The following is a 13125-nucleotide window of genomic DNA, read 5'->3' on the forward strand; positions in this document are numbered from 1 at the left end:
CAATCCTCATGAGGGCAATGGTAAGCCATGTTCCAAACCTGAATCACGCCGTGGAGCGTAGCGATATTCTTTTTCCAAGTATGGTGGCGTCTCAACTTGTTACCGCAGTCGGGGCAGGTTTCGATTCCCAACCCGAAAGAAATTTTTCTTCTCAGATATGATTCGATTTTTCGGTAAGGGCGTATAAGGAAGACCTCCGTCGATTAGCTTCTCACTACTTCGACAGAGGTCTTGGAATATCCAGTTAGTCAATTGGTCAACCGTAGTTTTTTTCCTATGCCAGCATAATTAACGAACAACCCCCTCTAATCGGAAACATAGAGGGACAATCCGTCGATCTCTCCCGGGAATACCCACAAGAGGGGCGGCTATTCTTTCTCACGATATCCTCCCATCGGAAATAACCACAATTTCGTGCGTTATTCGAGCCTCTGTGTCGAAGTTCTGCTGGAATCCCGGTTATTGCGACAGTGAATTGTGGCTATTCGACCGGGACAAGCCCGAATGTGGTAAATACCACTCCAAATTTTGGATATTCGTTTCAAGGCTGGCCGATCAGAGGAGATTCCGTCACGCATTGGCCTCGCACACGATAAACTCGTTGCCGTCGGGATCGCCGAACACGAAGCAGCGGGCGCCCAGCCGGGTTTCCATGCCGCGGGCGACGGTCGCTCCCTTGGCTTGCACATGAGCCAGAGCCGCATCCAGGTCAGGGGTCTCGATAATGCCGACAGGCTTGCCGGATTCGCAAAGCCGCTTGTCGTCGAAGAGCAGGTCCGCGCCCTTCTCCAGCCGGATGCAGCGGAGCTCAGGGAATCTGGAGTCCGGCTCGGCGGTTCGCGCGACCAATGTTTCGTACCATTCCACGGTTTCATTCAACGTATCGGTATGGATCAGCACATGACCGATCTTCGACAGAAGCGCATGCGCCGGCTTCGATTTGGCCGTTTCCGGCATCCGGTGCGCCTGGCAAATCAGTTTCGAATTGACGGTAAAGACGGAGATATACTCGTCGCTGAACACGTCGGTCAATGTGTCGTACCGCTGACCGGCACAGAAATCGTAAGCGGAGGCGATATCCTTCGTATCAAACATGAGGGTGGACGGAGACCCCCAGGCATTGCTGTCGAGGATGACCTCCGTACCGTCGAAGTCGAAGATGTATATGCCGTCTTCATGTTCTCTCGGGACAATATGCCGTTCGAGCAAATTGGCGTACCATTCAGTTGCCAGCTTCAGATCGCGAACCGGCACGAACACGGACGGCACGCGAGGCGAGATCGGGTGAGACATGTTGAACTCCTCCTTCAATTGGGATATTGGGATTTTTGTCATCATGATCCGGCGATGACAGCTTCAATTCGCGCGATGCCTTCTTCTTCCGCATCCCATGCCGCCTGCAGCCCCTCCTGGATATCCCGCCACCGATTCGCGGGGCTGCCGCCGTAGCCGAACGGGAATCGCGGGTAGAGCCGCACGAACCACTTGCTCACTTGCTTGTAGCAATCGGCCGCCGCCAGAAGTTGAGTTCTGCGATCTGCACCGCGGGATCTATCCGCAAGCAGTTCCAGGAAAGCTGCGGCTTGCTGGCGCGCCTCGGCCAGAATGGCGACCTGGTAAGCATGTCCGCTCAGATCGAGCGTGCTGCGCCGAGCCCCTTCCAGCCAGACGCGATAACCATCCAGACCGAAGACGTAGCCCTTGAGCGGCGGCTCCTTGCCCCGGGCATGATCGACAATCGCCCGAAGCACCGTGTCCTCCGATGAAGGCGGCGACACCCTTCTTCGCAATCCGAAGACGAAGACCGGCCGTTCGTCGGTTTGGCGTCCTAACTGGTCATAGCGATAAACCCGCGTTTCCCCGCTGTATCCCTTGTATCGGATCTCCTGCGAACGATCGTCGTACCCGTGGGCAAAGCCCATTTCGTTCCGCTCCATATTCCAAATAACGGCCGGAATCCCCCGATCGACCGATCCGTGGACGACTGACAGCATTCGGACCTGCATGTCGGGCGTCATCGTCTTCTGCTGCGGTCTACCGACACAAACTCCGCTGAAGCCGAGCCGTTCGACGGTCCGGTAAGCCGCATAGCTCCAGTCGAACGTCAGTATGCCCTGCCAATCGCAATTTTCTGGCATATTGACGCGGAAAGCCTCCGCCGAAATTCCCATCAGATCCGTATACGTGAAATTCGTAATATCGGCCGTGCCCAGCGCTTCGCCGATCATGGCCGAGATGAACGCATAAGGCCTCGGATAGGTCGGCGCCGGCAGCAAACAGGAGCTCGGGTGACCGTGCGTTTCCCGTTCCAGCAAATAGGCGGCAATCTCTTCCCGGAACCGCTCGTCGTTCACTTTGAGCCGGGCTCTGGAGAGGATGTTGTAGACATTGCTTTTCTTCATATTATAGCGGTCCGCCAGTTGTTCCGGCGTAGCTTCTTCATTGGCGGCGGCGTCCAGAACGTCCCTCGCCTGCTTGGACAGCTTGGCGAGCGAGCGGCGAACCAGCTCGGCGCTGGCCTCCTGCTCTTGCCACTCACGTATCTCGTCGGACCGGCCGCGATTCGCAGGTCCCGCCTCGGGCATCTCCTCGATGGCGATCGTGCGCCTGTTGTCCCCTCCGCGGATCGCATTGATCGCCATGCGGCGGATCATCAGACGGAACCAGGCGGCGAATTTATGATCGTCCTTCAACTGGTGCAGCTTGTCTTTCATGCGGATGAACGCTTCCTGCACGATATCGTCGGCCAAGTAGGGATCGCGGACGATACTTTGCGCCCACGACATCGCCGCAGCGCGATACCGGTTGAAAATCGTCTCATATGCCGCATGGTCGCCTTGTCGGATACGCGTTAACAAGTCCTTCAAATCCAACGAATGATCCACGATGCCTCCTTGTGATGGTGAAACCTGCTGTATGCTCACCCTATCAGGATAACCAAGTTATTCGACGAATAGCGGGACTTTCCTGCCGGATTATTTCTGCACCTGATAATGGAGGCAGACAACGCCGGATGGCAGTGTTTTGCTATCAAGCAGTTTAAGGCGAAGCTTGTCGTCGATCCCCTTGAATAACGGCAAACCGCGGCCGACCACGATAGGCGACACCGTAATTTGAAATTCGTCGATCAAGCCGAGCTGCATTAGACTGTGCCCTAACCCGGGGCTGCCGAGGATCATGATGTCCTTGCCGGGCTGTTGTTTCAGTTTCATGATTTCTTCCGCCGCATTGTCTTTCACCAATCGGGTGTTGACCCAGTCTATGTTGTCCAAAGTGGAGGAGAACACGATTTTGGCCGTGCGATCCAACCACTTTGAATGTTCGACTTCGCGCGGCGTGGCCGACGGATTCGAAGGCACGGTCGGCCAATAGTCCTTCATGATAAGATACGTTCCGCGTCCCCACAAAATCGTGTCTACCGTGCTCAGAAGGTTATCGGCGTGTTTCGCCAAGTCGTCGTCATAGGAAATCCAATTGATGTCCATCGTTCCGTTCGGTCCTTCGACGATGCCGTCCAGCGATGCGTGCAGGAATAATACGACTTTTCTCATTGTTCATTCTCCTTTTGTTCTTTAGGTTTCTCCTATCACAGGAACCCGCTGGGGGCGCCTTCGATATGGATTCGACCTATAGACACAATGGAACTTCATTTTCTATCATAGTCGTCGAAAATTTTTTTTGAATTCCATCAGGTGGGGAGATTCACCTTCGAGCGGAGGCTGGAGATTGCCGAAGTGCTGGAGGCATTCGAGAATAGCATCCGGACCGGGATTATTTCGTCAACCCCGAGTTTACGAGCCTTTGCCCCGTCCCCGGGCAGCCGGATTTCGCCACCATCTATATTTCCTATATCCCGGACCGCAAGATGGTCGAGAGCAAATCGCTCAAAATGTACCTGTTCAGCTTCCGGAATCACAGGGATTTCCACGAAGACTGCGTCAACATCATTGAACGATCTGATCCGGCTGATGGAGCCTCGCTATATCGAAGTAAGGGGGAAGTTCACGCCGAGAGGCGGCAAACGAAAGCCAGCCATCGTCGCATTACGGGTCTACGGAATTGGAATACCTACATTCAGCGTAATGGCGAAATGATCGTTTTTGGTACATGACGTATTCAACCATCGGCACATAAAGGGCCGTTTGTGCACAGTTGGTTACTCATCTTTCAAGGAACGAAAGAGCCAATGGAAAATGAGATAGAGCGAACACGTTTAAAGTCGGCGTTTTAACCGGGATCCTCTGGCATATCTGGATAAGCTGGAGAAAGAATGGGATCTCGTTTGTAATAGTTAGTTAATTATTCTGTCGTAGAAAAAAAGCCTCGAAGGTATGGTTCCCTTGAGGCTTAAAATCCATTAAATCATGCTTTAATTTTTTTCTCAATCCTTCAATCACATCTACGGATAATCCGGTAATCTTAGTGACAAATGCGTTGTCCTGTCCGCTTTGAATCAGCTTCAGGGCCACTACCTTTTTCTCCTCTGCTTTTCCTTCGGCATTATTGGTTCTATTATATCGTTTGTATTCCAGGGTTGGAAAATCGACCGCAAAGAAAAAAACCAGGCGATATCTCGCCTGGACTGACTCTCCCTAATGGATTGTATGCTGTTGATTTACAGATCTAGCCTGCCCTTCACTTGCCCTTCAAGAAAAGCTCGATAACGGGAACCGTAACATTCGGCTTCTTGACCGGGAGCTCCAGCGTCAAGGTGCCGGCATGGCGGCCTTCATTGAATGCTCCGGCCTCCATTGTCATTTCCTGCTCGCCCTGAATCATCCGGATCTCGGAGGCATCATGCAACAGCTGCGCATATTCCACCTGGCCGGAGAAGCCCTGAAGATGAATATGCTTGAACGGCCAGTTGAAAATATGCAAATAAAGCCGCCCAGCTTCTTCATTGTACGTAAACCGGCAATCAACCGGGCACTGGAACGATTCCGGAGCGGCGCTGCAGCCGTAAATGGATCGCTTGTGGCGCTTCATCCAGCCGCCGATGCCCTTCAGCCGGTCAATCGCCCGCTCGTCGAATTCGCCTCGTCCGGTTGGGCCGACATTAAGCAGCAGATTGCCGCCCTTGCTTACCGTATCGATCAGCATCTGAACGAGCATATCGACGCTTTTCCATGATTCTTCGTCGCGATAGTAACCCCATGAACCGCTGAAGGTATGGCAGGCCTCCCAGACCACGCGCTGTCCATTGACCTTGATCCATTCGCGGGGCTGATACTGCTCCGGCGTTGTGATATCCCCCGGCAGCTGCAGCCGGTCATTCAGCAGAATATCCGGGCGCAGCCCGCGGATCAGCTTTACCAGCTTCTCGCTCTGCCACTCTTCCTTGCCTTTTCCCGCGAAGCCGGCCTCTGCCGCAATCGAGAAATCATAGAACAGGAGATCAATATCGCCGTAATCGCTCAGCAGCTCCCGTGTCTGCCCATGCAGATAATCGACATATTTGCTGAAATCACGGCTTTTGCTGTCTTCGACAAATCGTTTGTCATTGCGCTCTGGATGCTTCACATCCACGGTATAATCCGGATGATGCCAGTCAAGCAAGGAATAATATAAACCTGCCCGTATATCCCGCGCGCGGAAAGCATCCAGCATCGGCCGAAGCAGATCGCGTCCCGCCGGCGAGTTGGTCGCTTTGTAATCCGTCAGGCTGGAATCCCACAGACAGAAGCCTTCATGATGCTTCGCCGTCACGACCATGTATTTCATCCCCGCTTCCGCGGCCAGGTCCGCCCACAGCTCCGGGTCATACCTATCAGGATCAAAGTGCTTGCGGTATTTGTCATACTGCTCATTGGTCATAAACTCGCGGGATCTCATCCATTCATGTCTGGCGCCCATGGAATACAAGCCCCAGTGAATAAACATGCCGAAACGGTCATGTGTGTACCAATCTGTCCGGTTACCGGTCATTGCGCGAAATCCTCCTGTAAAACGCTGAATTCACATCGCCTGCTTGGTCTGATTGCGGAATTCTCTGGGCGATATGTCGCGGTACTGCTTAAAATGCTTGTTGAAATAATGAATGGAATTATAGCCGCACTCGAAAGCGATATCCGTGACCGATTTATTCGTCGTCTTGAGCAGATACATGGCAATCTGCATCCGCAAACGATGGATGAACTGATTCGGCGTTACGCCGACGGCATGTTTGAAATTCGTATAAAAATAGGTTTTCCCCTTGCCGTACAGCTCGATCAAATCATGAACGTCGATATCCTCGGTGATATGACGCAAAATATATTCCACAGCGGACACGACGCCGGAGTCGATTTCAACCTCCGCATCCCCGGTTCGTGCCGAAGCATCCATCGCATAGCGGAAGACATTGACCAGGATATCAATGAAATACATGAATTGATTCGCTTCCCAGCCCGGGAGCTGTTTCTCCTGCTCCTCATACGCTTTGACCGCTGCAGTCTGGATGCTGTGCGCAAAGGCCGAGGAAGCCGGGATATGCGGCGAAGCCGACTCGGTATAAAAAGGATACAGCAGCCGGTAGCCGTAAGGAATCAGCCGGACGATGGAAGGGGAAAACAAGACCATAATCCACTTGATCGGCTTGTCTGCCTCATCGGCCAGATTATAATGCGGCGCGTAAGGGCGGAAAATAAACACGTCCCCCGCTTCGCCCGTATAGGATTTGTTCAATAATTGAAACTGCGCCTTGTTCTCAAGCAGGACGTTGATTTCCAGCAAATCATGCATGTGCAGCTCATGCTCCACTTCGCCATCGATTCTCATCTCAATCTTGAGCTCTTGCTCCAGCCTCAAATCATGGAAAAACATCGCATTGACCTCCTTTAGGAACTGGTGAACAAGTCCCGGCTGCGCATGCACATCACCCGTGCTCCGTTCAATAAACCTTCCGTTCTCTCACTCACGCCCCCGCCGGTAATCAGCCTTTCACCGAGCCGGAGGTCATACCTGAGATGATATACCGCTGGCCCAGCAAATAGATCACGATAACCGGCAGGGTGGTCAATACGATATCGGCCGAAACCAGATTCCAGTTGACCGAGAACCGTCCGAAGAAGTTGTAGACCGCCAGCGTCATCGGCCAATTCTCCGAGCTGTTCAGGTAATACAGCGGCAGGACGAAGTCATTCCAGGCCCCCATGAAATTCAGAATCGCCACGGTCACGATAACCGGGGTCAGGAGGGGCAGCACAATGGAGAAGAACAGCCGCAGCGGCGGACATCCATCCACAATGCCGGCCTCATCCAGCTCTCTGGGAACGGAGCTGACGAAGCCGTAAATCAGAAATACACTGAAGGGGATGGACATGACTGCCAGCAATATAATGATGCCCAGCTGCGTGTTGATCAGATGCGTCGCCTGCATGACCTTGGTCAGGGTGACGAAATTGATTGGCATCGCGATGCCAAGGATAACGAAGAAATAGAGAAAACGGTTGAGCCTGGTTGCATTCCTCGCAAAAACATATGCAGCAATGGACGACAGGATAATGCCCAGTACGGTCGAGGCGGAAGAATAGAGCAGGCTGTTGAAAAAAGACTGGATCAGCTTGCCCTGCTCGATGACAACGGAATAATTGCTCCAGTGGAGCTTGGTCGGGAGCGACAGACTCATGGTATTGGCCTCTGCCTGGCTTTTGAGCGAGTTGAAGATGATCAAGAGCAGCGGCAAAAACGTAAGGGCGCTCAGCAGCCAGGCGAAGCCGTTGCGTAGAAAGGATTTCAGCGGTGTCATTTTCATTAGTCACGCGCCTCCTCTCTGGCCATAAGCCGTACGACAAAATAGCCGACAATCGTCATAAACAGGAACAGGATGGAGGACAGCGCGGTACCTACACCGTAGCGGCCCATGGAAAATTCCTTGAAGATCGCGGTATAGAGCACATCGGTCGCATATCCGGGTCCGCCATTGGTGAGCACATAAACGACCTCGAACACCTTCAGCCCATGCAGCAGATTGAGCACGGTTGTGACAACAAGCGCCGGCATGAGAAGCGGCAGGGTCACGAAACGGAATTTATGCCAGGCGTTGGCGCCGTCGATTTCGGCGGCCTCGTAATAGGAACGCGAGATAGCCTGCAGACCCGCCAGCAGGATGATCATGATGTAGCCGACGCCCTTCCAGGTGTCCACGCCAATGATGGATTTGAACGCCCAGTTGGCGTCCACCAGCCATTTCTGCGTCAGAACGTCGAGTCCCACGAAGCGGAGTGCGGTGTTGAGCAGGCCTGTAGCCGGATTCAGAATGGATTTGAATATCAGACCGACAACGAGCATGGGCACGATGGAAGGCATAAAGATCAAGACGCGATGAAATCCCTTCATCTTGATGCCTTCATTCACGATCAATGCGAAGATCAGGCCAAGAGCAGTCTTCAAAATAACGGTGGAAACGGTGAAATCCAGTGTATTGATAATGTAGCTCACATATTTTTCATCAGCTGCAAACAGCACCTTGAAGTTATCCAGTCCAATGAAATTAATCGTGTCCGAATAGCTGTTCCAGTCGGTCAAGGAGTAATAAAATCCCATCAAGCCGGGAACAACAAAGAATATCAGATAAAGGGCTAATGTGCCGAATGTAAAATATAGCGGATAGATTTTATTTCTCACAGTATCTCATCCCCACTCGCTGGTTTGACGTTATCGAAAAAGGACATAACCCCGCTAAGGAAGCCCTCGGGCAGGGTTATGATCCGTCCGTCTTTTTATCTGGAATTGCGTATATTCAGCGCTGCGCTGCTTACTTCGTCCAGGCAGGATCTTTGGCTACAGCAGCCATGTCGGCTCTGCGTTTATCGATGCTTGTCAGCACTTCTTCAGGCTTCATGGCATTGCTCAGCATAGCCACGATATCCTTGCCCATGTCCATCCACTGCGGATTGACATAGTTGACGTAGTCCTGGATATCGGTGCCCTTCTTGGTGTAGGTCGCCATCATTTTCTTTTGTTCAGGATTGTATTTGTCCTTCAGTCCCGAGAAGTTCAGGTTGGAAACCGTCGGATCATTATCCAGCATGTACTGCAGGTTCTCCGGCTTCGCCAGGTAAGCCAGATACTGCTTCGCTTCTTCAATATGCTCGGAGCCGGAGTAGATGAATTTGCTTGGTCCGCCCGGATTGATGTAATAAATCTGGTTGTCTGCGAGCGGGATGACGAAGTAGCCGAAGCCGTCCGCTTTCACATTCGGATCCGCTTTCTCAATATCGTTGACGAGACTTTGTGCGGCAAGCGTCATGGCGAATTGTCCGCTTGCCATTTTCGCTGCCGAATCCGCTCCCGTATCCGAGAAGGCATTGTCGCCGAAATAACCCAAATCATAGATTTCTTTCAGTTGGTTCAGCGCCAGAAGCATGGTTGGATCATCGGCGAATTTCTTCTTGTTCGCGTTCAAATCGTTGTACAGATTAGGTGTGACTTCATCATAGCGGGGTCCCGGCTCGGCAAACCACAGGGTATGGTGCCAACCGTCGGCAATCGGCTCGTAGAGCGGCGTCACGCCGGAATCGCTGATTGCTTTGCAGATCGCCTTGAATTCCTCGTAGGTTTTGGGGATGCTCAGGCCCAGCTTCTCGAAGATTTGTTTGTTATAGACGATAACAAAGCTGCTTCCCGTATCCCAGATCGTTTGCGCATAAACTTTGCCGTTAAGCGTCAGCTGCTCGATACTGAGCGGATCTTCACGCTGCACCCACTCTTCGCCGCTAAGGTCGACTGCATTCTTCTCCACATTGTAGTTCAGGCTGATTTCGCTCTGGCCGCTTTGGCCGCCGAACAGGTCGGTCGCTTCCTTGGCGTTCAATTTGGTTTTCAGCACATTGAAATATTGGTCGGCCGGCACGATCTGATAATCAATGCGGATGCCGGTCTCTTCTTCAAATTTCTTGGCAAGCGTCATTTCCGCATCCTTGATCCAGCCTTGGCTGGCGATATAAGTAAGTGTGATATCCTTCTTGCCGGATGTATTGCCCGTATTGCCGGCATCCGTATTATTGCCTGCCGCCGCATTCGTCCCGCCTTCATTCGATGCCTGATTGTTGTTGCCGCCGCAGCCGGCAATCAAGGCCATGATGAGAACAACGACTGCTGCCATCCCTAACGATCTTTTCATGTGACACGCTCCCCTTGGTTGATAACTCGTTTTTGTAACATGCTTGAATCCGCTTTCACCATCGATGTGCTCCCATTATAAATTGTTTGGCAGCGGTTCCACCATGGAGAAAATAGACTCGTTTTATGTACTTTTTTTACCGAATGCGCTTTCAAATACCTTTTGACAAATGACGCAGCAGAGCGGAAAATAAAGCATGATCGGTAATCTGAGGCTCCTGGAGGCAGCTATGTGGAATAAATTCAGAAACATCCAGAGCGTTCTTTTCTTTACCTATTCTCTAATTATCGTGATTGTATTCACTGTTCTGGTGATATGGTTCTATATGTGGGCATCCGATCTGCTGAGGCAGAACGCGGCCGACACGCTTCAGAGCATGGGCCAATCCATGCAGGAGCATAACGATTCGGAAATTCAGAAAATGAATGATGTTTCCTTGAATGTCCTGTATTCCAACCTGGTCAAAACCCATTTTCAGAAGTTCATCTCCGGGGAAGAGGATGAGACCGATCCGACCGGCCTGACCAATCCCGTGATGAATTCCGTCGAGAATGCCAAGCAGCTGGCCGAGATTCTGACCGCTGCAATCGGCCCCTCAAGGCCGGTGGAGCAGCTGTACCTCTATGATTTCAAAAACAAGGTGTACGGCAACGGCTTCGACAATGGAGAGCGCACCTATGATTCCTCCAAGAAGCCATGGTACGAGCAGGTCATCAACAACACCGAGGGCAAAACTATCACGCTTCCCGTCCCCGACGAGGAGATGTCCCGTTTTATTTCGTCCAGCGAGAAGCAGTACTCCATCTCCTTGTTCCGGCTCTTCTACGACAGCTACAACGAACCGATGGGCATCGTGGAGGTCAAGCAGTATTTCAACCGGATCTTCGCGAGCATGATTGAATTTTCCAAGCAAAATCCGTACCAGGCCAAGGTTCTGGTCTACAACGATGCGGGGCAGATCGTCTATCCCTTGCAAGCCGATACGTCCGTATATTCTGCCTACATGAAGCTGCCGACCGGCAAGGCGGCGCAGGCGGAGAACGATTATCTGCCATTCGTGAATCCCGATACCGGCGGTAAAGAGCTGCTGTCGTACCATCATTCCAGCTTTACGGGATGGAATACCGTGATCATTGTTTCGGAGAAAAAGCTGCTTGCACCCCTGTTCGTGTTTACCAAGCGGACGGTGCTGGTTGCCTTCATCATCATGCTGTTTGCCATTCTGCTGTCCTTCGCTGCGGCCAAGCGGATCACCTTCCCCATTCTGAAAATCCACCGCACGATCCGCAGCATGCGCCTGGAGGATCTGGGAACCGGCAGGGTAGCGGCGCTGGAGCTGAACAGCGGCCTGACCGAGCTGGATCATTTGCACTTTTCCTTCCAGCAGATGAGCTCGCGGCTCAAACAATCCATGGACGAGCTGCTTCTGTCGCAGTCGCAGGAGATGCAGGCCAAGCTGGTGGCGCTGCAATCGCAGATGAATCCGCATTTTCTCTACAACACGCTGGCCACGATCCATGCAATGGCTGAGGAAAATATGAACGAGCAGATCATCTCGATGACGGAGAATATGTCGCATTTCCTGCGTTATTTTTCGTCGGACGAATCTCTGGTGGATCTTGGGGAAGAGGTGCTTCACACCGAGAAATATCTGGAGATCAACCAGATCCGCTACGGCAAGAAGCTCGAGTACAGCATCGATATTGAGGAGAGCATCCTCAAGCTGAGGATTCCCAAGCTGATCATTCAGCCCCTTGTGGAGAATTCCCTGAAGTTCTGTACGACGAACGAGCCGCCGTGGATGATTCAGGTCAAAGGGATTATACAGGATAACCGGTGGCAAATCGAGGTGTCGGACAACGGCCCGGGCTTCACGGAAGACAGCCTGAACAGTCTGAACGGCAGAATCCGGGAGATCAACGAGACCCATGTCATTCCCGTGCTCCAGCTCGATGGAATGGGTCTGCTGAATATTTATATCCGCATGAAGCTGACTTACGGCGGGGATATGCTTTTCCGGATTGATAACCGGCCGCGGGCAGGGGCAACCATCATCATAGGCGGAACATTATAGAGGTTGTTTCCGGTGCTTAAAATCAAACTTTTAGGAGTTGCAGCATAGGAGGCGAGCAGCATCGAAGAACGTGTGCAAATCCGGATTATTGTCGCTGAGGATGAGGATCTGATCAGGAACAGTCTGGTCCGCAAAATCGAGAGCATAGACGATACGCTGAAGGTTGTCGGCGCTGCCCAGGATGGCCGCGAAGCGCTGGAGCTGGCCCGCGTGAAGCAGCCTGATCTGCTCGTCACGGATATCCGCATGCCTGTGATGGACGGCATGAGCCTGATCAAGTCCATGCATCTGTACTATCCCCGCGTACGCAAAATCATTACAAGCGGTTATGCGGACTTCGAATATGCCCGCTCGGCCATGCATTACGACGTTGACGAATATTTGCTGAAGCCGATTGCATCCGAGGAATTAAAGCGCGTATTGACGCGCATAAAAACACTGATCGACCATGAACGTTCCGCGTTCAAGGAAAATATGAAGGGCTCTCCCAATCCGGGCGGCAATCCGGAGGAAATTGTTCAACTGGTGCAGAGCTTCATGCGGGCAAATTTCCAGCAGGATCTCAGCATGGAGCAGATCGCGCGGAGCTTCAACTTCAACGCCTCTTATTTAAGCAAAATATTCACCAAATACGCGGAGGAGCCGCCTTCCAAATATTTGACGTCTCTGCGCATTAACGAGGCCAAATATCTGCTGACCCATCATCCGAATCTGACGATCAAGGAAGTCGGAGAACGGGTCGGCTATCCCGATCAGTTTTATTTCAGCCGTATTTTCAAGCAGGTCACCGGCTGTACGCCAAAAGAGTTCCAGAAATAATACATTGTGATAAAAACTCCGTTAAAGACCGTTGGGACGTATTTTCCCTGACGGTTTTTTTCTTATGCCATGGGCGGTGATGGGCGGATTCAGAGACAATTTGTTAACAAATTGATGAAAAAATGGACAT

11 protein-coding genes and 1 pseudogene are annotated in these 13125 nt (G+C 52.1%); 3 read left to right on the forward strand and 9 right to left on the reverse strand.

The window, feature by feature from the left end; translation table 11 throughout:
• Positions 1 to 570: 570 nt before the first annotated feature.
• The 3 genes from ACFOLF_RS12870 to ACFOLF_RS12880 form a co-directional block, all read right to left on the reverse strand.
• Positions 571 to 1293, reverse strand: a complete 723-nt coding sequence (locus tag ACFOLF_RS12870) for a VOC family protein (RefSeq protein WP_210045240.1) — start codon at positions 1291 to 1293, stop codon at positions 571 to 573.
• Positions 1294 to 1334: 41 nt separating this feature from the next.
• The gene (locus ACFOLF_RS12875; protein ID WP_210045241.1) at positions 1335 to 2885 is read right to left on the reverse strand and encodes an RNA polymerase sigma factor; all 1551 of its coding nucleotides are present in this window, start codon (positions 2883 to 2885) and stop codon (positions 1335 to 1337) included.
• Between the two features lie 90 nt (positions 2886 to 2975).
• The gene (locus ACFOLF_RS12880; RefSeq protein WP_210045242.1) at positions 2976 to 3551 is read right to left on the reverse strand and encodes a dihydrofolate reductase family protein; all 576 of its coding nucleotides are present in this window, start codon (positions 3549 to 3551) and stop codon (positions 2976 to 2978) included.
• Between the two features lie 180 nt (positions 3552 to 3731).
• Here ACFOLF_RS12880 and queF point away from each other — a divergent pair.
• A pseudogene (gene queF, locus ACFOLF_RS12885) lies at positions 3732 to 4019 on the forward strand (preQ(1) synthase); the annotation flags it as partial.
• A gap of 276 nt (positions 4020 to 4295) precedes the next feature.
• Here the strand turns inward: queF and ACFOLF_RS12890 are convergent.
• From ACFOLF_RS12890 to ACFOLF_RS12915, 6 genes are all read right to left on the reverse strand, one after another.
• Entirely contained in the window at positions 4296 to 4469 is a 174-nt protein-coding gene (locus ACFOLF_RS12890) for a hypothetical protein (RefSeq protein ID WP_210045243.1), read from the reverse strand.
• Between the two features lie 166 nt (positions 4470 to 4635).
• Complete coding sequence (locus ACFOLF_RS12895; RefSeq protein ID WP_210045244.1) at positions 4636 to 5925, reverse strand: alpha-L-fucosidase; 1290 nt, start codon at positions 5923 to 5925, stop codon at positions 4636 to 4638.
• Between the two features lie 30 nt (positions 5926 to 5955).
• Positions 5956 to 6801, reverse strand: coding sequence for a helix-turn-helix transcriptional regulator (locus ACFOLF_RS12900; protein ID WP_210045245.1), 846 nt, complete (start codon positions 6799 to 6801; stop codon positions 5956 to 5958).
• Between the two features lie 109 nt (positions 6802 to 6910).
• On the reverse strand, positions 6911 to 7732 hold the full coding sequence (locus ACFOLF_RS12905) for a carbohydrate ABC transporter permease (RefSeq protein ID WP_210045246.1): 822 nt from the start codon (positions 7730 to 7732) through the stop codon (positions 6911 to 6913).
• Complete coding sequence (locus tag ACFOLF_RS12910; protein WP_379113582.1) at positions 7732 to 8604, reverse strand: carbohydrate ABC transporter permease; 873 nt, start codon at positions 8602 to 8604, stop codon at positions 7732 to 7734. Before ACFOLF_RS12910 ends, ACFOLF_RS12905 begins: the two co-directional genes overlap by 1 nt.
• A 130-nt stretch (positions 8605 to 8734) precedes the next feature.
• Entirely contained in the window at positions 8735 to 10102 is a 1368-nt protein-coding gene (locus ACFOLF_RS12915; protein ID WP_210045247.1) for an ABC transporter substrate-binding protein, read from the reverse strand.
• A 229-nt stretch (positions 10103 to 10331) separates the two neighbouring features.
• On the opposite strand from ACFOLF_RS12915, the gene ACFOLF_RS12920 reads away from it, so the two are divergent.
• Entirely contained in the window at positions 10332 to 12176 is a 1845-nt protein-coding gene (locus tag ACFOLF_RS12920; RefSeq protein ID WP_210045248.1) for a cache domain-containing sensor histidine kinase, read from the forward strand.
• A gap of 72 nt (positions 12177 to 12248) precedes the next feature.
• Complete coding sequence (locus tag ACFOLF_RS12925; RefSeq protein ID WP_210045249.1) at positions 12249 to 12995, forward strand: response regulator transcription factor; 747 nt, start codon at positions 12249 to 12251, stop codon at positions 12993 to 12995.
• Positions 12996 to 13125 lie beyond the last annotated feature (130 nt).

Source organism: Paenibacillus sepulcri (assembly GCF_042647105.1).
GTDB classification, from domain to species: domain Bacteria; phylum Bacillota; class Bacilli; order Paenibacillales; family Paenibacillaceae; genus Paenibacillus_Z; species Paenibacillus_Z sepulcri.

Excerpts from the sequence above, each read along its gene's own strand:
- ACFOLF_RS12870 (WP_210045240.1), bottom strand. The coding sequence starts at position 1,293 with ATGTCTCACCCGATCTCGCCTCGCGTGCCGTCCGTGTTCGTGCCGGTT.
- ACFOLF_RS12895 (WP_210045244.1), bottom strand. The coding sequence starts at position 5,925 with ATGACCGGTAACCGGACAGATTGGTACACACATGACCGTTTCGGCATG.
- ACFOLF_RS12900 (WP_210045245.1), bottom strand. The coding sequence starts at position 6,801 with ATGTTTTTCCATGATTTGAGGCTGGAGCAAGAGCTCAAGATTGAGATG.
- ACFOLF_RS12880 (WP_210045242.1), bottom strand. The coding sequence starts at position 3,551 with ATGAGAAAAGTCGTATTATTCCTGCACGCATCGCTGGACGGCATCGTC.
- ACFOLF_RS12920 (WP_210045248.1), top strand. The coding sequence starts at position 10,332 with ATGTGGAATAAATTCAGAAACATCCAGAGCGTTCTTTTCTTTACCTAT.
- ACFOLF_RS12915 (WP_210045247.1), bottom strand. The coding sequence starts at position 10,102 with ATGAAAAGATCGTTAGGGATGGCAGCAGTCGTTGTTCTCATCATGGCC.
- ACFOLF_RS12905 (WP_210045246.1), bottom strand. The coding sequence starts at position 7,732 with ATGAAAATGACACCGCTGAAATCCTTTCTACGCAACGGCTTCGCCTGG.